26 protein-coding genes and 2 tRNA genes are annotated in these 22,293 nt (G+C 43.7%); 7 read left to right on the forward strand and 21 right to left on the reverse strand.

Annotated elements, in window-relative coordinates:
- Positions 1-2: 2 nt before the first annotated feature.
- Entirely contained in the window at positions 3-1,469 is a 1,467-nt protein-coding gene (gene gatA, locus E7008_02980; protein MBE6456883.1) for an Asp-tRNA(Asn)/Glu-tRNA(Gln) amidotransferase subunit GatA, read from the forward strand.
- A 184-nt stretch (positions 1,470-1,653) separates the two neighbouring features.
- Here gatA and E7008_02985 read toward each other — a convergent pair.
- A tRNA-Phe gene (locus E7008_02985) sits at positions 1,654-1,729 on the reverse strand.
- A gap of 55 nt (positions 1,730-1,784) precedes the next feature.
- Between E7008_02985 and gatB the strand changes: the two genes are divergently transcribed.
- From gatB to miaB, 3 genes are all read left to right on the forward strand, one after another.
- Positions 1,785-3,305, forward strand: coding sequence for an Asp-tRNA(Asn)/Glu-tRNA(Gln) amidotransferase subunit GatB (gatB, locus tag E7008_02990; protein ID MBE6456884.1), 1,521 nt, complete (start codon positions 1,785-1,787; stop codon positions 3,303-3,305).
- Positions 3,306-3,317: 12 nt separating this feature from the next.
- Positions 3,318-3,500 carry a hypothetical protein gene (locus E7008_02995; protein ID MBE6456885.1) on the forward strand — a complete coding sequence of 61 codons (183 nt, stop codon included), beginning with the start codon at positions 3,318-3,320 and terminating at the stop codon, positions 3,498-3,500.
- Positions 3,501-3,681: 181 nt separating this feature from the next.
- Entirely contained in the window at positions 3,682-4,980 is a 1,299-nt protein-coding gene (gene miaB / locus E7008_03000) for a tRNA (N6-isopentenyl adenosine(37)-C2)-methylthiotransferase MiaB (GenBank protein ID MBE6456886.1), read from the forward strand.
- Here the strand turns inward: miaB and E7008_03005 are convergent, their stop codons facing one another.
- Positions 4,981-6,477: an autotransporter outer membrane beta-barrel domain-containing protein gene (locus tag E7008_03005; protein MBE6456887.1), complete on the reverse strand. Its 1,497-nt coding sequence runs from the start codon at positions 6,475-6,477 to the stop codon at positions 4,981-4,983.
- A 141-nt stretch (positions 6,478-6,618) separates the two neighbouring features.
- Positions 6,619-7,176, reverse strand: a complete 558-nt coding sequence (locus tag E7008_03010) for a hypothetical protein (GenBank protein MBE6456888.1) — start codon at positions 7,174-7,176, stop codon at positions 6,619-6,621.
- Positions 7,177-7,359: 183 nt separating this feature from the next.
- On the opposite strand from E7008_03010, the gene E7008_03015 reads away from it, so the two are divergent.
- A complete protein-coding gene (locus E7008_03015) occupies positions 7,360-7,716 on the forward strand; it encodes a hypothetical protein (GenBank protein ID MBE6456889.1) in 357 nt (118 codons plus the stop codon).
- A 29-nt stretch (positions 7,717-7,745) separates the two neighbouring features.
- Here E7008_03015 and E7008_03020 read toward each other — a convergent pair whose 3' ends face one another.
- The 15 genes from E7008_03020 to E7008_03090 all read right to left on the reverse strand — a co-directional run bounded on the left by E7008_03020 (position 7,746) and on the right by E7008_03090 (position 19,871).
- Positions 7,746-8,198 carry a hypothetical protein gene (locus E7008_03020; GenBank protein ID MBE6456890.1) on the reverse strand — a complete coding sequence of 151 codons (453 nt, stop codon included), beginning with the start codon at positions 8,196-8,198 and terminating at the stop codon, positions 7,746-7,748.
- 153 nt (positions 8,199-8,351) lie between these two features.
- Positions 8,352-8,966 (reverse strand): porin family protein, encoded by a 615-nt coding sequence (locus E7008_03025; GenBank protein MBE6456891.1) that lies wholly within the window; start codon positions 8,964-8,966, stop codon positions 8,352-8,354.
- A gap of 153 nt (positions 8,967-9,119) precedes the next feature.
- A tRNA-Lys gene (locus tag E7008_03030) sits at positions 9,120-9,195 on the reverse strand.
- Between the two features lie 55 nt (positions 9,196-9,250).
- Positions 9,251-10,381 (reverse strand): lactate oxidase, encoded by a 1,131-nt coding sequence (locus E7008_03035; protein MBE6456892.1) that lies wholly within the window; start codon positions 10,379-10,381, stop codon positions 9,251-9,253.
- 166 nt (positions 10,382-10,547) lie between these two features.
- Entirely contained in the window at positions 10,548-11,756 is a 1,209-nt protein-coding gene (locus tag E7008_03040; GenBank protein MBE6456893.1) for a M23 family metallopeptidase, read from the reverse strand.
- 20 nt (positions 11,757-11,776) lie between these two features.
- Positions 11,777-12,484 carry a twin-arginine translocase subunit TatC gene (gene tatC / locus E7008_03045; GenBank protein MBE6456894.1) on the reverse strand — a complete coding sequence of 236 codons (708 nt, stop codon included), beginning with the start codon at positions 12,482-12,484 and terminating at the stop codon, positions 11,777-11,779.
- Entirely contained in the window at positions 12,481-12,771 is a 291-nt protein-coding gene (locus E7008_03050) for a hypothetical protein (GenBank protein ID MBE6456895.1), read from the reverse strand. Before E7008_03050 ends, tatC begins: the two co-directional genes overlap by 4 nt.
- 7 nt (positions 12,772-12,778) lie before the next feature.
- On the reverse strand, positions 12,779-13,393 hold the full coding sequence (locus tag E7008_03055; protein MBE6456896.1) for an outer membrane lipoprotein carrier protein LolA: 615 nt from the start codon (positions 13,391-13,393) through the stop codon (positions 12,779-12,781).
- Positions 13,394-13,398: 5 nt separating this feature from the next.
- Positions 13,399-14,349: a bifunctional oligoribonuclease/PAP phosphatase NrnA gene (locus E7008_03060; GenBank protein ID MBE6456897.1), complete on the reverse strand. Its 951-nt coding sequence runs from the start codon at positions 14,347-14,349 to the stop codon at positions 13,399-13,401.
- Between the two features lie 12 nt (positions 14,350-14,361).
- The gene (gene recJ, locus E7008_03065) at positions 14,362-16,098 is read right to left on the reverse strand and encodes a single-stranded-DNA-specific exonuclease RecJ (GenBank protein MBE6456898.1); all 1,737 of its coding nucleotides are present in this window, start codon (positions 16,096-16,098) and stop codon (positions 14,362-14,364) included.
- Positions 16,099-16,141: 43 nt separating this feature from the next.
- Positions 16,142-17,773 (reverse strand): penicillin-binding protein 2, encoded by a 1,632-nt coding sequence (locus tag E7008_03070; protein MBE6456899.1) that lies wholly within the window; start codon positions 17,771-17,773, stop codon positions 16,142-16,144.
- The gene (locus E7008_03075; GenBank protein ID MBE6456900.1) at positions 17,774-18,067 is read right to left on the reverse strand and encodes a hypothetical protein; all 294 of its coding nucleotides are present in this window, start codon (positions 18,065-18,067) and stop codon (positions 17,774-17,776) included.
- A gap of 38 nt (positions 18,068-18,105) precedes the next feature.
- Positions 18,106-18,468 carry a SufE family protein gene (locus E7008_03080; protein MBE6456901.1) on the reverse strand — a complete coding sequence of 121 codons (363 nt, stop codon included), beginning with the start codon at positions 18,466-18,468 and terminating at the stop codon, positions 18,106-18,108.
- A 3-nt stretch (positions 18,469-18,471) separates the two neighbouring features.
- Positions 18,472-18,786 carry a DUF59 domain-containing protein gene (locus E7008_03085; protein ID MBE6456902.1) on the reverse strand — a complete coding sequence of 105 codons (315 nt, stop codon included), beginning with the start codon at positions 18,784-18,786 and terminating at the stop codon, positions 18,472-18,474.
- Positions 18,783-19,871, reverse strand: coding sequence for an aminotransferase class V-fold PLP-dependent enzyme (locus E7008_03090; GenBank protein MBE6456903.1), 1,089 nt, complete (start codon positions 19,869-19,871; stop codon positions 18,783-18,785). The genes E7008_03085 and E7008_03090 overlap by 4 nt, the downstream gene beginning before the upstream one ends.
- Before the next feature lie 74 nt (positions 19,872-19,945).
- Between E7008_03090 and trxA the strand changes: the two genes are divergently transcribed.
- The gene (trxA, locus tag E7008_03095) at positions 19,946-20,263 is read left to right on the forward strand and encodes a thioredoxin (GenBank protein MBE6456904.1); all 318 of its coding nucleotides are present in this window, start codon (positions 19,946-19,948) and stop codon (positions 20,261-20,263) included.
- A 4-nt stretch (positions 20,264-20,267) separates the two neighbouring features.
- Positions 20,268-20,702 (forward strand): RNA polymerase-binding protein DksA, encoded by a 435-nt coding sequence (locus E7008_03100; protein MBE6456905.1) that lies wholly within the window; start codon positions 20,268-20,270, stop codon positions 20,700-20,702.
- A gap of 27 nt (positions 20,703-20,729) precedes the next feature.
- Here E7008_03100 and E7008_03105 read toward each other — a convergent pair whose 3' ends face one another.
- The 3 genes from E7008_03105 to E7008_03115 form a co-directional block, all read right to left on the reverse strand.
- On the reverse strand, positions 20,730-21,005 hold the full coding sequence (locus tag E7008_03105; protein MBE6456906.1) for a hypothetical protein: 276 nt from the start codon (positions 21,003-21,005) through the stop codon (positions 20,730-20,732).
- A 13-nt stretch (positions 21,006-21,018) separates the two neighbouring features.
- Positions 21,019-21,423 carry a hypothetical protein gene (locus E7008_03110; GenBank protein MBE6456907.1) on the reverse strand — a complete coding sequence of 135 codons (405 nt, stop codon included), beginning with the start codon at positions 21,421-21,423 and terminating at the stop codon, positions 21,019-21,021.
- Between the two features lie 468 nt (positions 21,424-21,891).
- Entirely contained in the window at positions 21,892-22,200 is a 309-nt protein-coding gene (locus E7008_03115; GenBank protein MBE6456908.1) for a GIY-YIG nuclease family protein, read from the reverse strand.
- Between the last annotated feature and the right edge of the window lie 93 nt (positions 22,201-22,293).

Raw genomic sequence — 22,293 nt, forward strand, 5'->3', positions numbered from 1 at the left:
AAATGATTAACCTTACACTTACCGAAGCATTACAAAAATTAGACGCCGGCGAAATTTCCGCTGTGGAATTAACACGGCGCTATTTGGAACGAATTGAAAAATATGGTGCGGACCTAAATTGCTATATCACAACCACACCAGAACGCGCCATGGCGGACGCAGCGGCATCTGACGCGCGGCGCAGCGCGGGCAACGCCCTGCCCCTGGACGGTGTTCCAATCGCGATGAAGGATTTATTTGCCACCCGCGGCATTCGCACAACCGCCGCATCACGCATGTTGGAAAACTTTGTACCCGAATATGAATCAACCGTTTCCCAGAAATTAATTGATGCCGGCACCGTTTTATTGGGCAAAGCCAACCTGGATGAATTCGCCATGGGCACATTCAGCAAAACGTCTTACTTTGGCGCGCCAATCAATCCATGGCAAATTGAACGCCAATTAACTGCCGGTGGTTCATCGGGCGGTTCAACATCCGCCGTGGCATCTGGCTTGGCGATTGCCGCAACCGGCACCGACACAGGTGGTTCAATTCGATTCCCTGCGGCCATCACTGGTATGGTGGGAATGAAGCCAACATACGGCCTGTGTTCACGTTGGGGTTGCGTTGCGTTTGCGTCCAGTCTGGACACACCGGGCCCAATTACACGCACTGTTGATGACGCGGCATTAATGCTGTCTGCCATGGCGGGCCATGATGCCAAAGATTCAACGAGCAGCACAAACGGCTTTACATGTAACGCGCCACTAGAACCAATCCTGGGCGACGGCAAAAAATTACGCGTTGGTATAATCAAAGAATTTTCAGACGTCAAAGTTTCAGACGACATGAAAACGTTATTTGAAAAACGCATTTCCGATTTAAAATCCATGGGCGCAGAAATTGTCGAAGTGTCTATTCCAAACATCCTGGATGCATTGGCGGCATATTATATTATTGCCCCGGCCGAGGCCTCATCAAACCTAGCGCGCTATGACGGCATGCGTTATGGTCTGCGCATTGACGGCTCGGATTTAATCGACACATACAAAAAAACACGTGCCGCCGGCTTTGGTGACGAAGTACAACGCCGCATGATTATCGGCACAGCCGTTTTAAGCAGTGAATCATACGACGTATACTTCATGCAGGCCGCCCGCGTCCGTCGCATGATTGCAGACAGCTTTGCATCCGCATTTAAACAGTGCGATTTAATTGTATGCCCATCCAGCGCCGGCACCGCCATGCCATTGGCATCCGACCTGTCGCCACTGGAATATTATGCATTGGATTTATTCACGGTTGCGATGAACCTGGCGGGCGTACCTGCATGCAGCGTACCATGCGGATTGGCTGCAAACGGCCTGCCACTGGGGATGCAGGTTGTTGGCCCACGTTTTGAAGATATGCGCGTCCTGCAATTGGCCAAGCATATTGAAATCGCCGCTGGCATTGACAACCGCCCAACAGCAATTATGGGGAAATAAAAATGAACATCCGCACCATCTTCTTGGGCAATAAAAAAACGACCACAACGGTCGCTAGAAAGGAGATGGTGGCGAGCCGACGGGAATCGAACCGCCGACCACAGGAGTTTTAAGGTGAATTGTTCTAATACCATCTTCTTGGGCAATAAAAAAACGACCATTTCGGTCGCAATAAGAAAGGAGATGGTGGCTAGGGACGGAATCGAACCGCCGACACAGGGATTTTCAGTCCCTTGCTCTACCAACTGAGCTACCTAGCCAACGCGAGGACAATAATAAGATACGAAAAATAAAAAAGCAAGGGAAAAAGATAAAATGTTCACAATAAAAGGCAAAACATGTGATTGGGAATTGGTAATTGGTCTGGAAACCCATATCGAAGTACTGTCCGAATCGAAATTATTCAGTGGCGCATCTGCGGACTATAACCCAACCGTCGCCCCAAATACCCAGGTATCAATGGTCGATGTTGCGATGCCCGGCATGTTGCCAGTATTAAACAGATACTGCGTTGACCAGGCAATAAAAATGGGACTGGGGCTGAATGCAGAAATATCCCACCACAGTCGCTTTGCCCGCAAACAATACTTTTACCCTGACCTGCCCCAGGGCTATCAGATATCACAACCCGCAGACGAAGCCCCTGTTGTCGGCCGTGGCTGGATTGAAATTATGGGCGACGATGGCAACCCTAAAAAGATTTTAATTGAACGCGCCCACCTGGAACAGGACGCCGGCAAACTAAAACACGATGTACATCCAACAAAATCTTTTGCAGACTATAACCGTACCGGGGTCGCCCTGTTGGAAATCGTTACATATTTGAACACCAAAGATACGGAAAATAATTCTTATATTTCATCCCCAGACGAAGCCGAACGCTATCTGCGTGAAATCCGCGAAATCGCACGTGCCCTGGGCGTATCACGCGCAAACATGGAAGAAGGTTCTATGCGTGCTGATGTAAATGTATCTGTGCGACCGGTCGGTTCAAAAGAATTTCGCACCCGCACAGAAACAAAAAACATGGTATCATTTAAATTTATCAAATCTGCCATTGAGTACGAGGCACGCCGTCAAATCGAAATCTACGAAAACGGTGGCACTGTTTCCCAGGACACAATGCGCTATCACCAAGATGACGGCACAACATCCGTTATGCGCAGCAAAGAAGACGCCCTGGACTATCGCTATTTCCCAGATCCAGACCTGCTGCCAATCATTATCACAGACGAACAAATCGAACAAATTCGCAGCACTATGCCCGAATTACCATCTGCAACCCGTGCGCGCTATACGCATGAATTCGGGCTGTCTGAATATGACGCGGCACGCCTGACGGAAACAACCGATATATCACACTGGTTTGATTCTGCCGTCAATGGCAAGAAAGAAAACGCTAAATCAATTGCCAATTGGATGATTTCTGAACTGTTCGCCCACCCTGAAAATTGGGATGCGAAAAATGAAAAATCCGGCATTGTGGATGAAATGCGCATTATCACACCATCTGATTTGTCAGAATTGGTTGATATGATTGGCGACAACACAATTAACGGCAAACAGGCCAAAGAAATCTTTATCAAAATGTTGGACGGGGAATCTGGCACACCACGCGAAATTGCCGACAAATTCGGCATGAAACAGATGACTGACACCACCGCAATCGAAGGAATTGTTGACGAAGTCATCGCTGCAAATCCATCCCAGGTTGAACAATATAAATCTGGCAAGGTTGGATTACTCGGCTTCTTTGTTGGAAACGTTATGAAGAAAACAGGTGGCACCGCCAACCCAGCCGTTGTAAATGAAATTTTAAGAAACAAACTAGCATAAAAGGATAAAATCATGGTAAAAGTAATTGGCATTGTTGAAAATGATTCAATCACAGGCGTTAAATACGGCACAATCGAGGTTGACGAACACATATCTGAAATTGAACGTGCAAAATCTGCCTATGATTCCGCCGTTGCCAAGGTAAAAACATCCCAGGCGAAAAAAATTCGCAGCGAAAAAACCAAGAACAAATAAAATGTACACATCAATAAAGCGCACTTTACGCGAATTAGCGCATACCACAGCGATGTCTAAAATTCAAAACCACGAATGGTCTGAACGCATGCGCGCATGTCGTCGTGCCTTTGACACGGCAACCGCACGTCAAATAAAACGTATGCGCAACGAACATACCAAGCACAAATAAAGTACAAACATGAAAAAATTCTTTATCCAAACCTTTGGCTGTCAGATGAATGTTTATGATGGATGGCGAATCGCTGCGATGTTGGAACACCGCGGCATGGTGCGTACAGACGATGTTTCCGACGCAGACATTATCATATTAAACACCTGCGCTGTTCGTGCCAAGGCGACCGATAAAGTATTTTCTGCCCTGGGGCGCATACGCCGCGCAAAAAAGCCATCGGCACTGTTCGGTATTGTTGGTTGCGTCGCCCGCGAATCGGGCACAGATGCATTTCGTCGCATTCCTGATTTGAATTTTGTGTTGGGCCCGCAATCGTATCACAAATTGCCCGACATCCTGGAAAACCCAGATGCACGTTTACTAAACATTGACCTGGGGGGCTTGGAAAAGTTTGACGCCCTGCCCCAGATGGTAAAATCCCCACGCGTCGCATATATTCCAATCCAAGAAGGCTGTAATCACGTCTGTACATATTGTATTGTTCCATACACACGTGGCCGCGAAATTTCGCGTTCATTCGAATCGGTAATGGCGGAAACTATACATGCGGCAAAAACCGGTGCGATTGAAATCTGCTTTCTGGGGCAAAATGTCAACGGATACAAATACACCGATGAAAACGGCAAACTTTATCGCCTGTCCGATTTAATTCGCGAAACCGCAAAAATCCCAGAAATCATGCGTATACGCTTTACATCCAGTTATCCAACTGAAATGACAGACGACCTGATTTCTATGTTCGCGACCGAACCAAAACTACTGCCTTTTTTGAACATGCCAATCCAAAGTGGCGCACCCAATGTACTGGCGCGCATGAACCGCCCATACAGCCTGGAATTATACACTGACATAATTCGCAAACTAAAAATTGCACGTCCAGACATTCAAATTTCATCTGACTTTATTGTTGGATTCCCAGGCGAAACAGACGATGATTTTGAACAGACAATGCGTATTGCGGAACAAATCAAATATATCAACTCATACTCGTTCAAATATTCACCGCGTCCACATACCGCGGCGGCATTAATGCCCGATCAAATCCCCGAAAACGTCAAGGCCGCACGCCTGGCCAAACTGGATGCATATTTAAACGAAGTCCAACGCGAATTTAACATTGGCTGTGTTGATAGAACCTTATCCTGCCTGCTCGAAGGGGTCGACAAAACTGGCCGTCACCTGGTATATCGAACACCGTTCATGCAACAATGTATCGTTGAATATCGCGACAATGCACCTGAATTGGCCAACATAAAAATTACCGCCGCAAACAAGGCATCACTTCGTGGTAAATTTGCAGACTAATCAGAAACGCAATCTGCCCACAATTGATATTTTGTATGACAACGTATCAAACATGCGCACGATGCTAAATTCTGTGTTACCACCAATCATATCATACGCCGACCAAACCCCAATTCGCGCCACACCGCGCATCATATACTGCGACGCAACATCGAACATAGCATCATAATTGTATTTTATTCCCATCATTTCATATTGATACCCAACCATTACCCCACCACGCGCGTGCATTGTCCCATCTGTAACAGATTCCATTCTATAATTCGACATATCAATCCCGACAAAGGGCGCAATATAAAACGAATCGATTGGTACATACCTGTATCCAAAATCCGCCACCACATTCATTGACACAGCAGACGGATTATTTATAACACGATTTTCATAAAACACATCACCCATATCAAAATCAAATCTTGTAACATCCACCAACCCGCGCACCCATAAATTATTTTTCATCAAATATTTTGCATTTAAATTTAACCCATAATACACACCTGCAAAATTATCTAATTCTGTTTCATACTCAATATTTCCAACACGCATATTTATCGCAACATCCACATCACCAATCCTGTCCACCCCACCCAGGTTTACACCATACGAATAAAAATTATCAGACCACACCAGATTTCCATCCACATAAATACCTGCATCTGTTTTAAACAAAAATTTATCAAACGAATTAATGATTTCAATAATGTTCCCCAGAACACTTGGGTTAAATCGCACCGAACGTTTCATCGCATCACGCAACGCATCCATATGCGTTGCACTATCCATGTATTTCAACAAACCATCATCCGGATTCTTTGCCCGCAGATTATTCAAAAACAGCCCTGCTTTACTGTTTAAAACCTTTACATAGTCTGTTTCACGCACACGTTTTACAAACAACCGTCCATCATCAACATATCCCACATCCGCGAACAAAGGATTATTCACATCACTTTGAAAATAAATCTGACCATTTGCCGACACATTATTAACAATCGGCACATCATACATATCTGACAAATCATCCACGACAAAAACAATATCGCCCAACAGATCTAATGCGTCCAAATTTCTAAAATCAAAATTATTAATATCAACAATCGAATTCTGTATAACTAATTTATTCAGCACACCTGCATTTACCCCGGCATTTAAATAAATGTTATCCGCACCATCAATCATCAAAGTATATTTCACATTACTTACAATTGGATTAAAATCATTCACACCCGACACAACCTGAACAATATCTGCATCCATACCCAGATTAAAATTTGCTGTAAAATCCCCGTGATTCAGAATTCTAAATTCACACCGTTCGCAAACTACAAAATCAGTATTAACCGAACCATTATTTATCAAATCAATTGTTCTGTTAACATTAACAACATCTGGTTCAAATCTGATATTTTCACCAATGACGGTATCTGCGTTCAAATTGATAAAATCAGCCGTCACATCCCCCATGAACGAATCGGCACATGCCACACCATGGGACATAACAAGGAAAGCAAAAGCCAAAGCATAAAATTTCATTTTCTAACCTGTTCCCCCAGCATAGCAAACAAGAATATATTCCCAAAGCAAAATATAAAAACACCCCGTTTTCACGGGGTGCAATGCCAGTTTCAAAAACAGCGATTATTTTTCCAATTTGCCCCATCCGGCCTTGTATCCACCATCACGTTCCAGATAGATATTAGCACCATCCAATTGTGCGGCACTTAATCCTTGAATCATATATGTCTGATTCAGATGACGACTTAATCCCGCCTGCAACATTGGCAACTGAACATTCATCAACTTAGAATTATTACAGCATTTCGCGTCGTTATAGCATGAATTGCACTGGTACAGTTTAACATTGTACTGAACACCTGGGCGCAAATCTTTCAAATCAACCATCATTTTCAGACCATTATCAGTATCCTTGAACTTGATATGTCCCATTTTCGATTCGCCACCATTACTGCTGTGTGTGTACATTTTTGCATAAACGTGATTTACATCTGCATTTTCATACGTTTGATAAACGACGATTTCATCTGTTTCTGCTACAACGGCGACTGGCTGAACGCGCTGCACAGGTTTATGATGGCGCATCTTTTTATTTGGACATTCCATCATACACCCACTTAATAAAACTGCTGCACCCAACACAGATGCAAACACCCCCATTTTTTTCATAATGTTTTTCATAGTATTTTCTCCTTTTGTTCCGTGTATTTACACATTACCAGTCTACTATAAAAAAACACCATTTACCCCAGGTTTGATTCCCTAGGAATCCCCAGATTTCATGCGTACAGCGCGTTTTGAAACCAATCCTATATCAATCATAAAATTTATCTGATATTGTCTTTTTACCAAAGGGGGGAAAACATGTACACACTTATGCAATATTTAATCGCATTCAAATACGCATGCAAAATCAATCACTGGTCAACAGACAGTTATGCCAAGCACCTGTTATTCGATCGTTTAACCGGCGACATTGACACCTGGGTCGATTCGATTGCAGAAAATTATTTTATGGCTGACGACAACAAAAAAGTATTCAAGCCCGACATCCTAAATTCCAAATTCATCAATCGTGACCTGGTAAAAATGTGTATGATTATAATATCACACCTGGAAGAATTACAGACCGACGGCGAAACGAACGAAGGGCTAAATTCATTACTCAGCGCAATCGAAGAAGGTTTCTTAAATAAACTGGCCCTGGCCAAACTTACATAAAAAAAATCCCCATTTCGGGGATTTTTTTATTACTTTGCAACATTAACCGACGCCTTGAACAATCTGTATTTAGCCAAAGTCCAACATCCAAATTTGTACGCAACAAAAACCTGTAAAATTAAGGCCACAATATAATTACGCGGCAACGCCATTAAATACTGTGACGCACCCGGCGCATTCCCCGTCTCAATAACAGGTGCAAGCCCCGTTAAAATCATTGCCATCAGTCCCACACGAAACAACGGCATATATTTTTGAATATTAAATTTACTTACCAATCGCATCACCAATGGACCAACCAAAAAGAAATCCAGCGTAAATGCCGTTATATAAATGGGCCCCAGCGCACCAAAAAAATTTGCCCACGACAAATGCCCATAAATCCATAAATTCATTGTCATCATCCCCAACACCATCGTTGTACAGTTTGGAATTGCAGAAATTATTGCTTCTTTGAAATTCTGTGGATAAATATTTGCCATCTTGTTTTCCCCATAAAAAAACAGTGCCTGCAACTGGACTTATGTGTTGCATACACTGCGCGTTGTTAATTTATTTTCCTAAAAATGCTGGGGCATTATAAGTTTTTTTATTTTTTGGGTCAAACAAAAAATCCCCCACATGGGGGATTTTTTTTAGAACATAAATCTGATACCGATATCGCCACCAAAGTTATGCAACCCTGACTGGATATCAACATATGTATAACGTGCCGCGACATCAACCGCAAAACGTTCCATATCGAATGTTACGCCCATTGTACCCATACCTGAAAAGCGTGTTTTGCTTTCACTTTGACGTGGGACCAGTTCGCCATCACGTTTAACATCTGTAAACGCCATACCAACGCCCAATCCAACGAACGGACGAACGATTTTATACGAACCAAATTCCCAATAGTTATTCCACAACAGTGTCTGCATTTTGGTTTCTACATCAATACCACCAATGCCTGCGCCAAAATTCTCGCTATCAGACATTCTGCCAAAGTATGTCCATTCGATTTCCGAACGCACGGTATCACAAACTTCTAAACCTAATGCGGCACGACCCTGGAAAATATAATCAGTCATAGATTCCTTGTTGCCATCATATTTATAGTTCAAGTTTGTATAGCTCATACCACCACGCAAACCGATATAAGGGTCCATCCCCCACATCTGCCAGCTGCTACCCTGGTTCGGATTATTCATCGCGAACGCCGGACACGCAATCAGCACAGCCAGTGTTGAAATTGCTAACTTTTTCATTTTCTCTCCTTTTTGTGTTTTTTGTGATTCAAAGTTTCATGTCAACACCCATATTCTATCAAGGCAATATAAATATTTACATAGGTATGAATCCCTGGGCTACAATATCCATAAATCAAACAAAAAAACGGCCGCAAAATGGCCGTTTATTTCTGGTGGACGCGCAGGGACTCGAACCCTGGACCCACTGATTAAGAGTCAGTTGCTCTACCAACTGAGCTACGCATCCAGAACCGTAACGGGGCTAATTATAGACTTAAAATCCACCAAATGCAAGTTTTTGTTTACATTTCAACACATTGCGCCGTCATACATCTTGGACGTAATTCAACATCCTTGATTTCTTCCACCGTCTGCGTCCCTGCCAACCACATAACACGTTGCAAATCAGTCTTTAAATATTCAAACACAGATTCCACCCCGCGCCATCCACCCAACGCCAACCCATATATCACCGGCCGACCAATTGCAACCACATCTGCGCCACTGGCAATGGCCTTGAATACATGCTGGCCACGGCGAATACCGCTGTCGAAAATAATTGGAACACGCTTATTAACCCGCGTTGCAATTTCTGGCAACACATCAAATGCCGCCGGCGCACCATCCAATTGGCGTCCACCATGATTTGACACCCAAATCGCATCCGCACCGGCGGCAATCGCGACCTCGGCATCATCAGGATGCTGAATACCTTTGACAATAACGGGCAAATCCGTCCATGACTTTACCCGCATAATATCAAATGGGATTAAATCATTTTTGGCCGCTGCGAATATTGCACCTATACCCTGCCCGCCCGATCGTGGCACATTTGGCAAATCCAATGGGAACTTAAAATTATTACGTGCATCACGCACACGATTACCACCAATCGGCGCATCAACCGTCAATATTATCGCGCGATACCCCTGATTTTCCGCAGATTTAACCAGTGCCCGATTTGCTGCATCATCCTTGCTCAGATACAGTTGAAACCATTGTGGTGCACCGTTACCAGCAGCTGCCACCTCGGCCAATGTTGAACTTGCATATGTGCTGACTGACATAATTGTCCCCGCGGCCGCCACGCCACGCGCACTGCCCGCTTCGGCCGACACATGTGCAAGGCCATGCGCCGCCGCCGGCGCGGCAATTATCGGCATTGAAATATCAATTCCCAAGATTTGCGTACGTGTATCTGGATTATCAACCCCACTCATCACACGCGGATAGATATCAACCATATCAAACGCCGATTCGTTTCGGCGCATTGTATTTTCCGTCTGGGCCCCGCCACGAATATAGTCAAAACCACCCACCGGTATAATTTGTGCCACCTGACTTTCCAAATCATCAATATCATATATTGTAATTTTTTCATCACGCATGGATGCCTGATAATCATCATGTGCCACCGCATCCGCGCGATGCATTCGCACCACAACCCATATAATTAACAAAAAAACCAAAACAACCGATAAAATAAAAATCATTTTTTTCATCTCTTTTCCCCTTCTGTTTGTATACAGAATACCAAAAGTGATAAAAAAATCTGATTTGACAATATTCACAAAAAAAGCCACACACATGTGGCAAAATTTACTTTTTCAAGTATTGCGTTGGGTTATATGCTTTGGTCCCCTTGCGAATTTCAAAGTGCAATTGTGGACTGTCCACCTTGCCTGTTTTGCCAACCGTTCCAATTTGCTGTCCAACTGACACACGTGCGCCACGTCGCACAACCATCGAATCCATATGGGCATAGACCGTCATCCAACCATCTTCATGTTGAATAATTATCAGATTTCCCATACCTTTAACCTCGTTCCCGGCATAGGCAACAACACCATTTTCCGCTGCCTTGACGGCCGCACCACGCGTGGCACCAATATTTATGCCATCATTAAACAGCCCACTGGATTTCGCACCATAGTTCGACAAAATTTTTCCCCGCACCGGCCATGAAAATTTAGACGATGAACGCGCATTAATTTTTGGCAATTTTTTTGTCGGATCAGACGATATCTTTTTCACAGGCGTTGCAACAACCTTTTTTTCTGCCCCCGCCTTCTCTGCTATTGCCTTGGCAACACGCTTTTGCTGGGACTGCGTCTGTACAGTGGTATTTGGGGATTTCATGGCAACCTTGACATCATCTGTTCGCACCTGCTCTACCGACACGCGCGCCAGGTTTGGCACCCGAATTTTCTGTCCCACAGTCAAATTAAACGGTGGCGTCAAATTATTCATAACCGCCAAATCATTCACCGGCACAGAATACTTGCGCGATAATGAATACAGTGTATCACCACGCGCCACAACCACATCGGTTAATTCCACACGTGTTGTCTTTTGCGCACCAACGCGCGGCTTGGCAATCTTTAATACATCATCTGTGTTTATATTGGCACGTTGCGCCCCCGTATCACCATACATCGGCACCAAAATATATTCATCTGCACTTGCGACATCAACAGAATCATTCGTTCCAGATTTGTCGTCCACTATTTCTGCACCCACATCAACATCTGCGACCTGGGGCGGAATGATATAATCATCCACCGACGCATACATTACATAATCATCCCCAGAATATGTTCCATACAACTGGGGCGATGCATAGACACCATAATCTGTTGCCGCCGAATTATAAATTTCTGGATATTGATTTGGATCTGCTAACAATGCGGGATAACGCGCCGAAATAAAGTCCCCAACAGAATCTGGGAACGACAAAACCCTGGGCTGTAAATCACATGCCGTTTGTGTAATCAGAACACCTGCAAAAATCCATATGAATTTTTTCACGATACAATTATATCATAAAATCAATCACGACGCATAAACAAAATACTAATTTCAAACAATGCCCACATTGGCAACGCCAATAAAACCTGGCTGACTACATCTGGTGGTGTCAAAACGGCCGCCCCAATCACAATAAACACAATTGCATAGCGCCGCATTTTTATTACGCGTCCCCGCTCTAATACACCGACACGATTTAACAACACCAATACCAACGGCAATTGAAACGCCACCCCAAACACCTTTAACAATCCAATTGCAAATGTCAAATAACCACGTGCCGCCGGCAACAAAACAGCCGGCACAGGCGCAGTCTGATTTAATTCAACAAAGAATTTAAAAACAATCGGAAACAGAAAATAAAATGCAAATGCCACACCCAACAAAAACAAAACCGGCGACATAATCAACATTGGGAAAATAACATTACGTTCATTCTGCCTTAGCCCTGGCGCAACAAACGCCCACACATGCCATAACACAGCCGGTCCAACAACAATCAGCGCGAACATCGTCGCCAACGAAAACTGAATCATCAACCCATCTGTCAGTCCCGTATAAATCAACGCCCCATCCCCCCACACACTTAACAAAGGCGCAGTCAAAAATTTTTGCATCATTGGCGCAACATACCAACCACACACAAACGAAATCGCGAAAATCAACGCCACCCATAAAATTCGCCGACGCATCTCAGAAAAATGCTGCATCAATGTCATTTTCTTCATTTTTTCTGCGCCTTTTTACGAACGTTTTTTTTGGGCTTTTTTATCGCGGTTGATATAGTATCCAGAACATCATTCGTTGTCGATTGAATTAAATCATCAATTGGTTTTTCCAGTTCAATTTGTTGCTTAATATTTTCAGACGCATCCGTAATTTTCCATAAAATTCCACGAACAAAATTCACAGCCCGTGCCAAAAACCGCGCCACATCCGGCCACATACGCGCCGGCACAACAATGACGCCAACCAGTACAATTACAAAAAATTCACCCCAACTAATTCCAAACATAACTTATTTAATCATAGTAATCATCGCCACCGCTGGTACTGATTGTTTTATGACGCTGAATTTGAAAGAAATCCTTGGCAAACTTGTTTTTTTCACGCAAATCGCGAAACGCCACATCTGTTTTTGCACCTGTTGCATCAACAACGGTCCATGAATTTAGTTTAATTGGCGATTTATCAAAAACAACCGTCATATGCCCCAGCCCTTCTTGCCCACGCAGATTCATTTTTAACGCAAATGAATTTTTCCAATTTGCTGTTTCCACAACGTTAATATCTGCATTCACCAGGTCAATATTTTTCCGCACCAAAATACCGGCGGGCGTACTAGTAATCGGCACTGTTGTAATCTGATCCAAAGATTTATCAAAGAAATACAAATCACTGCCATCTGAAATTAATTGCACCGGCATATTATCATAGTCCAACCGCACCCGCCCTGGACGCAGCATTGCAAAATCCCCCGCCTGTTGCTTACCAGATGCGGTTTGAACAAATTCCCCACTTAACCCAGTAATGGAATTCAGATACTTTTCAGCCTGTTTAACCAGCGCATCATCCACCGCTGCATTTGCACAACATGTCATCCCTGCAATAAATAACGCACAAAAAATTCTTTTCATTCCCCTTATTCCCCCTTGAACAGTTCCAACACACGCGCCCGCACATTGGCCATATTATCACGCACAACCGCACCTGCGGCCCTTTCATGACCGCCGCCCCCCAGCGCAATTGCAATTTTATCTATTGGCTTTTTCCGACTGCGAATAGAAATACCAATTTGCTCGGGCTTTTGCTCTTTTAGTAAAACTATATATTCCACACCTTGAATCTGTCCCAGTAAACTTAACGCCATTTCCCCACGTCCGTCCAGGTACTTATAATCCTTTTTTTCAACCACAGCCAACGCCAATCGCCCATGATAGAAAAATTCTGCATTGGCGGCGGTTCGTGCCTCTAACTGTACAGTTTTGCGTGGTTTATTATTCATCAATTCGATTAATTCACGAATATTGACACCACTGTCAACCAAGTCCGCCATAATACGCAGCGCATCACCATTACGGGCGAATTTAAAATTCCCTGTATCTGTCAATATTGCCAACGCTAATAAATCCGCCGTACGCGAATCCAGGCTAAGTCCACCCGCCCGCATTATCCGATAAACGATTACCGCAGTTGCAGCGGCATTTTCGTCATTTATACACAATTGCCCAATATTGTTTTCGTTTTTATGATGATCTATTTCAATTACAAAATCTGCTTTATCAACAATCGGCTGTGGTCCACCAACATGCACCGGATTTCCATAATCCATCACAATGGCTAAATCAAAGTGCTGGTTCATATCGACGCGTTCAAAATACTTAATCCGTGGTCGCAACGGCACATTTGACAAGTTTTCTGGAATATTTCCATCATATACACAAACGGGACTGACACCAAAGTTTTCTTCGATTAAATGCGCCAACGCCAACACACTGCACAGCGAATCACCATCTGGGTTTTTATGCCCCATAATGGCAATCGATTTTGCATTTCTTACGCGTTCAAAAAATTCCTTTATGTTTTGTTCCATACCAACCTATCTTTATATCGCTACATCTTCTACAAAGAACTGTGCATTAACGCGACCGTTGTATTCATTTTCTTTTAACTTGCCCAGCAACATTATTTTAGTATTTACATTAACATCGTCCAGTAAAAAATCACCCACCGGCGTTCCAACCAGATTAAACCCAACAAAGGACACCTGTGTACCTGCACTGGTATTAATTACCCCACGCAAATGTGCACCGCCCCCCATAACCGATGCATATCGTAACACCCCACCACGCAGCACCAACGTTGGTTCTGGATTTCCCTGACCGAACGGTGCCAACGCCGCCATTTTTTTGACCAATCGCATATTTGCCGCACCTGCATCTATTTCTGCATCCACAACCAATTCAGGTGCCGGCATTTCACCATTCAATTGTTCTTTGACCGCATTTTCCAAGAATTCACAAAACGCACTTTCATTTTCCACCGCCAATGAAAATCCCGCTGCTGCTGCATGACCGCCACCTTCGCTAATAACACCGGCGGCCAACGCATCGTGAATAATTTTTCCTAAATCCACCCCCGCAATCGAACGCCCCGAACCATTTATCATTCCGTCTGATTTAGTCGCCACACACGACGGCAGATTATATTTATCCTTCAATCGCCCTGCGATAATCCCCATCACACCACCGTGCCAATTTTCACCACAGACAAATAAACTGCAACGCCCCGCCTTACAGCAATCTTCGGCCATTTCACACGCCCGCAGCATAATTGCATTTTGGATATCAATACGTTCCTGATTCATCACATGCAATTTATTTGCCAAATCATTTGCAATCAGCGGATTATCCGTTAACAACAATTCTAACGCAGGCGCGGCCGAATCCAATCGTCCCGCCGCATTCAATCGCGGACCAATCGCAAAGCCTGCTGCATACACTGACGGCTGTTTTATTCCGGCAATATCCATCAACACCCGCAGTCCCAGGTTTTGACGCAACCCTAACACTTTCAGCCCCGTCGCAACAAATGCACGATTCAACCCCACCAATGGCATAGTATCGCAAATTGTCCCCAACGCGACCAAATCCATGAAATTCATCAGTTCTGAATTATCCAGTCCCAATCCACGGCTTTTTAATTCACGATTTGTTGCAACCAATGTCAAAAACGCAACACCAACCCCGGCCAAATATGTTAATCCCGACGCATCATCCACGCGTTTGGGATTTACCACTGCATCTGCATCGGGCAAGATACTATCCGGCGAATGATGATCCGTCACAACAACCCGCAATCCACAATCCCGTGCATGTGCAACCTCGCCAATACCGCTTATTCCACAATCGACAGTAATCAGTAATTTCACGCCATTTGCGACAATTTCATCGATTGCTTCGTTATTCAGGCCATAACCTTCACCCTCACGCGTGGGCAAATGCCATATAACATCCGCATGTATTGCGCGTAAATACTTTACCAACACAGCCGTTGACGTAATCCCATCAACATCATAATCACCATATATTGCAATTTTATCGCCATTCTGTACGGCATCTGCGATTATACGGGCGGCATTATCCATATCCATCAACACCGATGGATTTGGCATATATTCTTTGATTGATGGATTCAGAAATTTTTTTACATCTGCATCTGCCAGAACCCCACGGCCGGCCAAAATTTTTTTGACCAAATCATCCGAGTTCACATTATCAATACAATCTGCCAACACCCATGCCTTGCCCAGCATGGACTTCTCTACTATTCTACTACTCAACGCACTTCTCTTTTTTTATTATCAAGTGCATTATAATTCAATTTTATTCAAATAGCAACGGCAGTATCCCATCTAAAATTTTTCCTGTTGTCGGCACAGCATTCCATGCTGCCGTCCGCCAACCCCACGATTCTTTAGTTCCCTGGGGTTCATCCAACACAACCAATATCGTATACTGTGGTGCATGGACAGGGAATATCCCTGCAAACGCGGTCACATTACGTTTATGATCAACCTTGCCATTGGTGTATTTAACGGCGGTTGCGGTCTTACCACCGATTTGAATACCCGCAACACGTGCCTGTTTACCACTGGTTTCTTCGGCCACACGCAACATAATCGGTCGCAGTTTTGCAGATATTTCATCACTCAGCACACGTTCCCCACGCACCACACCAACATTGCGTTTTTGCAACGTTGGATAAATATATATCCCCCCATTTGTCACCGCATTCACCGCCAACATCAAATGCATTGGCGTCACTGACACACCATGTCCATATGCACGTGTCGCGCGTTCGACCGGCCCCCACTTATTCGGTAACAACGGCTTTTCTGTACGTCCAAATTCTAAATCCAACGCTTCATCAAAATGTAATCTTTCAAAAAATTCTTTTTGCGCACCATCCGGCAGATCCAGCGCAATTTGCGCACTGCCTACATTACATGAATGAACCATTATTTCTTCAATTGTCAGATGTGGACGTGGTGGCTTAAAACTGCGAATATCAGTAATTTTTGCAGCCGTCCGCCCAAACTTATCCGGTATTATAAACGGCTCTTTGACATAGTATTCTTTGTTTATGCCATTTTCCAACGCCAATGCTGTATTGAATATTTTAAAAATAGACCCCAATTCAAACACACCACGCATTGGTTTAAACAATCGATTTGCAACTGGATCTGCCGATAAATTTTCTGGATCGAAATCCGGCAAAGACACCATAGCGATAATTTCACCAGTCCGCGAATTCATCAGCATCCCCATCGCAGCCTTGGTCTGATATTTTTGCATTGCAAATGATAACTGGTCATAAAACACAGACTGAACACGCGAATCAACCGACAATCGTAACGGATCTTTATTTTCAGTCAGATAATCTTCATAAATACGTTCTGCACCTTCCAGGCCACGTCCTTCGGCACCGACAAAACCGACCACATGTGAAAACAATCTGCGTTTTGGATATTTACGCGTTTGAATTTTTTCAATTTCCAGCCCCTCTAACCGCGCGTTTTGAATAATTTCACGCTGTGCGTCACTGGCATATTTTTTCAGTCTGATAAATCGTCTGTCTGAATTAACCAGCGCAATCGCATCCGCCAACGAATATTCATATGGCAATGCCTGGTGTATCGTCTGGGCAACCGCATCCCGATCTTGTTCCCGAACGGCACGGTTACGCAGTATAATATGTCCCGACGCAACATTTTTGGCCAAGATATCACCATTTCTGTCCACAATGTCCGCACGTTGCACATTCCATTCACCATCTGCCCCGGCCAGACGCGCCCTATCTGTTCCCTGAATCCCCAGTTGTAATGTTCGCCCAATAAAAATCATAAACGCGATTAAAAATACCGTATACATAACCCCCAGACGTTTACGGCCGACAACCTCGCCACGCGCGCCTGAAAAACCATGCTTAAAAATATCCTTGCCGACTTCGAACATTTATAATTCTTCTTTGAACCCAATTTCATTAACTGCAATTGATTTATTAAAACTGACCAATTCCGATTTTGGCGCAATACTTACCACCAAATTACGCAAAATTTCCGGACGCACATACGCGGCAAAGTTAGCCTCGGCCACGGCGATTTGTTGTTGGGTTGCAACGATTTCCCGTCTGACGCGGTTTAACTGCCGATTTTGTGTACGGAACGCAACCTGTAATATTACCGTCATCAACAGCACTACACCAACCGACCAGACGCCAATTTGAAACATTTTTTCATCGTTCTGCATAATCCCCCCACACACAAATACGCTTTATCGGCATTTTATCACAAATTCTGAAAAAAACGAATCATAGAATTAACACCATTTAACCGCCCCGCCCCCAGGTTTAAATTCAAAGACGCAAATTCCCCTGCCAAATCCATTTTTTTTATTTCATCCGCCGTGCATCCATCAACCATCGCAATCAGTATCGCAACAATTCCACGCACAATTGCCGAATCGGCCACACCATAAAAGCGATTATCCAACCGACAAATTTGAACAAACGACGCACAGCCTAAAATCTCAGTACAAATTGCCCCATCTGGCACTGGGGACAAATTTTTTCCAAAATCCATGACCATTTCCAAACGAATCGCCGGATCATCGACCATCATCAACATACTTTTCATATCTGAATATGTCATGACCTACCACCCCTCGTTTGTTAAATCCAGTTCCACACGCGCCGCATCCGACATACGTGACAAATCCCATGGTGGGTCCCACACCAAATCCACACGCACCGGCACATCACCCGCAACCAATTGGGCGGCGGCGCGCACCTGCTCTAACAATTCTTCCATCATCGGACACGTCGGACTGGTAAATGTCATTTTTATAACAACCAAATCCGGTTTAATATCAATATCATAAATCAGCCCCATATCCCAAATATTGACTGGGATTTCTGGGTCATAGATTGTTTTTAACGTGGCAATAATATCTTCTTTTGTAAATGTCATTTTATAATATCTTTTATTACCTGAACCGCATACTTTACATCATCAATTGTATTATATGCCCCGACTGACAAACGAACCGACCCCGGAACACCCAAACGATTATGTATCCATGTCGCACACATATTTCCAGCACGCACACAAATATTACGCGCACCCATCATTACCCCCACATCCAATACATGCATTCCATCAACAACAAATGTCAGCATCGACGCATCACGGGCCGATAAAATTTTAATCCGTGGATTGGCACACAATTCATCATACATATATTTTATTAAATCCAAATTCGGGCGATTCTTTTCGATTTCATCAATCGCCACGCCCAGGCCCGAAATCTGGGTCAATGGCAAAGTTCCTGCTTCGAACTTTTCAGGCCCAGCCACCAAAACAACATCATTCCCAATGATTCTGTTGACCATTCCACCACCAAAGTTTACCGGATTAAATCGGTCTGGATTTTTAATATACATAACCCCCAGTCCCGTATCCGCACCAATTTTATGCGCAGACCACACAACAAAATCCGCCCCCCAATCCATAACATCAATCTGCTCATGAACCACATATTGCGCCGCATCCACCACAACGATAACATTTGGATTTTTATCACGCGCTATACGCACGATTTCTGGGACTTTTTGCGCCACGCCTAAAACATTAGACATCGCCGTCAACACAACAACATTTGCATACGGAACATTATTTATATCGATATTAAAATCCGCATCCAATGGCATAACTATTGTTTTTGCCACCGCTTCTTCAAATGGCAAACGCGCACTGTGGTGATCCAGGTCAGACACCGCCACAACCATATCCGATGTTAAATTCAGCATACGCGCAATCATATTCATCGCACCCGTCGTCCCAGATGTAAATACAATTTTATTTTCATGCGCCCCCATAAATTGCGCCACACGCCGCCGCGCATTCAAAACCATATCATCAACATATGCCGCCCGTGCACAAATACCACGCCCGGCATTCGCATAATTATTGCGCAAAAAATCAACCTGAGCCCCAATTACAGACTCTGACTTTTGATATGTTGCAGCCGCATCTAAGTATATGATTTTATTCATTTATGATTTCTCTTGCATTTTGGACGGATTATAATACACTTCTGCCAAATATCAATAACAGAAAGGAGAAAAACATGGCAATCACACACGCGAACGACACAACAATTGATACAATTATTGGTGATGGTATCACATTGGTCGATTTCTGGGCATCCTGGTGCGGTCCATGCCGTATGTTTGGTCCAATTTTCGAATCTGCTTCTGACCAGGCAACCGATGTAAAATTCGTCAAATTTGAAATTGATGAAACGAATCGACGTACCCCGGCCAAATATGGCATCCGCAGCATCCCATCAGTTTTAGCATTTAAAAATGGCGAATTGATTGAAGCACGCACCGGCCTGATGGACGAAGAAACTGTCCTAAACTGGATACAAGAATTAAAGGGTTAATACCATGGCAAAAACAAAAGAATACAAGACACTTGAACTACCCAGCAATTACAAGCCAAAAAAATCAGAACCATATATGTGCCCAACACAATTGGCATACTTTTATCGCATATTAAACGCCCAGCGCGAAGAATTACAAAGTAACAGTGATTCTGTATTAAATGCGATTCGCCTGGCGGACAAGACCGAAGCCGTCGGCGTCGGCGACGAATCAGACAACGCAACATACAACCAAGACATCACAATGGACCTGCGTATGTCTGACCGCAACAATAAATTATTACAAAAGGTTAACGCCGCCCTGGATCGTATTGCAAACGGCACATATGGATACAGTGTTGTATCTGGTGAAGAAATCGGGATTGGGCGCATGATGGCGCGTCCACTGGCCACCATGACGGTCGAAGAACAAGAAGAATACGAATCCCGCAAAGGCTAAACAAAAATCCGGCATCCGCCGGATTTTCTATTCAGTGTAATAACAATCACCTGCATATGTTCCCGAACCCGTTGTGTCACTAAAACTATTACCGGACGGTATGTAACAACTTGTAATACCACCCGTATTTTGATCCACCGTTGTTCCATATACACCACCCGACGACGGGCATCGCACACACGATGTACCACTTAAATAATACCCCGTATAACACGAATACGTCGTAGACGAAACCGCACATGTATCTGCATACACCGACGACATGCACAACCCCACCCAAAGGGCAAATAATATCTTCTTCATATCTTTACCCCCTTTACATCAAAGAAATTGCCGAACACGCCGTATTAGTGGCATTAATCAAACAACATCCTGTCCAACCTATTGACGACGAACTGTAATTAACACATTGCCACGCTTCTTCTGTTGATGTTGTAGCCTCACACGAAGAATATTGCACCTTCGTATAGCGATGTGCAGATTCCGAATATGTTGTTTCCGCCATCCGCAGACACCGCCCACTTGCATCATTATACGTCCACCCTGTCGGACACTCCCCTTTGGTAAAGGTTTTACCATTTGTACAACAATGTGTATTCGCACACGTTGCAATACATTCCGACTTTGTTTGATTCAAAAAAATTAACGATCCTGTCACACCAAAACAGTCATCAACAAACATTGGCAGCATACCAACACACAAAACAAAAATTTTTTTCATTTCAATCCTCCTGATGTTTTATAAAAAACAAAAACCACTGAAAAATCTTTCAAGTGGTTGGAGGTTCGAAACAATTATAGAGAATTGTGGGCTTATTTATATATATCACCACCCTCCAACCCAGACGGATTGGCGGTTCAGACATATCTATAAAAAACAACACCACCCAGATAACTTTTTACCCAGTGGTGTCGAAATCTATATCTATGCCTGTATTTCTATGTTGCACATTGCAACATCTCTATAACGGGTTTCGACACCCCGCCCACGGGAATTCCCCATCGGCACTTTGAGTATAAACGAAACCACAAATCAACGCAATTATAAATTTTGCTTCTATTTACTGGATTGTCCCACTACACTTGCGATGGCAACAAAAAGAGGCTTAAAATTTCTAGAACCTTAAAAACTCTTGTCATTGCGAGCAAACGCCAGTTTGCGTGGCAATCCAGTCTTATGCATTCCGACCTACCTGACCCAAAACATATCTTGTAAACTTAAATCTATCCAATCTGGATTTATACTTTCAATCAAACTTAATTTATATTTTCTTGACTGCGACTTGATATGCTTTTCACGTTCAATAGCATCATTTACATATTGAAACTCTTCCCAATATCCCAACTTATCACAACCATATCGTGCCGAAAAAGAATCTGGATTTATCTTATTTTTGTGTTCCCAAACACGTCTTGTAACATCATCCGTCATACCAGTGTACAACGTACCATTTCTGCGATTAAACATAATATAAACATAGAATTTATATTCTTTCATTTTGCTTCTATTTACTGGATTGCCGCGGTCGTTAACACTCCCTCGCAATGACAAAGACACTTAATATTCTAGAACCCTAAAAACTCTTGTCAT

Source organism: Alphaproteobacteria bacterium (assembly GCA_015062495.1).
Classification (GTDB): domain Bacteria; phylum Pseudomonadota; class Alphaproteobacteria; order Rs-D84; family Rs-D84; genus Enterousia.

Coding starts and splice junctions, on each gene's coding strand:
- gatA (MBE6456883.1), top strand. CDS start 3: ATGATTAACCTTACACTTACCGAAGCATTACAAAAATTAGACGCCGGC.
- gatB (MBE6456884.1), top strand. CDS start 1,785: ATGTTCACAATAAAAGGCAAAACATGTGATTGGGAATTGGTAATTGGT.
- E7008_02995 (MBE6456885.1), top strand. CDS start 3,318: ATGGTAAAAGTAATTGGCATTGTTGAAAATGATTCAATCACAGGCGTT.
- miaB (MBE6456886.1), top strand. CDS start 3,682: ATGAAAAAATTCTTTATCCAAACCTTTGGCTGTCAGATGAATGTTTAT.
- E7008_03005 (MBE6456887.1), bottom strand. CDS start 6,477: ATGTCCCATGGTGTGGCATGTGCCGATTCGTTCATGGGGGATGTGACG.
- E7008_03010 (MBE6456888.1), bottom strand. CDS start 7,176: ATGAAAAACATTATGAAAAAAATGGGGGTGTTTGCATCTGTGTTGGGT.
- E7008_03015 (MBE6456889.1), top strand. CDS start 7,360: ATGTACACACTTATGCAATATTTAATCGCATTCAAATACGCATGCAAA.
- E7008_03020 (MBE6456890.1), bottom strand. CDS start 8,198: ATGGCAAATATTTATCCACAGAATTTCAAAGAAGCAATAATTTCTGCA.
- E7008_03025 (MBE6456891.1), bottom strand. CDS start 8,966: ATGAAAAAGTTAGCAATTTCAACACTGGCTGTGCTGATTGCGTGTCCG.
- E7008_03035 (MBE6456892.1), bottom strand. CDS start 10,381: ATGCATCGCGCGGATGCGGTGGCACATGATGATTATCAGGCATCCATG.
- tatC (MBE6456894.1), bottom strand. CDS start 12,484: ATGAAGAAAATGACATTGATGCAGCATTTTTCTGAGATGCGTCGGCGA.
- E7008_03050 (MBE6456895.1), bottom strand. CDS start 12,771: ATGTTTGGAATTAGTTGGGGTGAATTTTTTGTAATTGTACTGGTTGGC.
- E7008_03055 (MBE6456896.1), bottom strand. CDS start 13,393: ATGAAAAGAATTTTTTGTGCGTTATTTATTGCAGGGATGACATGTTGT.
- E7008_03060 (MBE6456897.1), bottom strand. CDS start 14,349: ATGGAACAAAACATAAAGGAATTTTTTGAACGCGTAAGAAATGCAAAA.
- E7008_03070 (MBE6456899.1), bottom strand. CDS start 17,773: ATGTTCGAAGTCGGCAAGGATATTTTTAAGCATGGTTTTTCAGGCGCG.
- E7008_03075 (MBE6456900.1), bottom strand. CDS start 18,067: ATGCAGAACGATGAAAAAATGTTTCAAATTGGCGTCTGGTCGGTTGGT.
- E7008_03080 (MBE6456901.1), bottom strand. CDS start 18,468: ATGACATATTCAGATATGAAAAGTATGTTGATGATGGTCGATGATCCG.
- E7008_03085 (MBE6456902.1), bottom strand. CDS start 18,786: ATGACATTTACAAAAGAAGATATTATTGCCACGTTAAAAACAATCTAT.
- E7008_03090 (MBE6456903.1), bottom strand. CDS start 19,871: ATGAATAAAATCATATACTTAGATGCGGCTGCAACATATCAAAAGTCA.
- trxA (MBE6456904.1), top strand. CDS start 19,946: ATGGCAATCACACACGCGAACGACACAACAATTGATACAATTATTGGT.
- E7008_03100 (MBE6456905.1), top strand. CDS start 20,268: ATGGCAAAAACAAAAGAATACAAGACACTTGAACTACCCAGCAATTAC.
- E7008_03105 (MBE6456906.1), bottom strand. CDS start 21,005: ATGAAGAAGATATTATTTGCCCTTTGGGTGGGGTTGTGCATGTCGTCG.
- E7008_03110 (MBE6456907.1), bottom strand. CDS start 21,423: ATGAAAAAAATTTTTGTTTTGTGTGTTGGTATGCTGCCAATGTTTGTT.
- E7008_03115 (MBE6456908.1), bottom strand. CDS start 22,200: ATGAAAGAATATAAATTCTATGTTTATATTATGTTTAATCGCAGAAAT.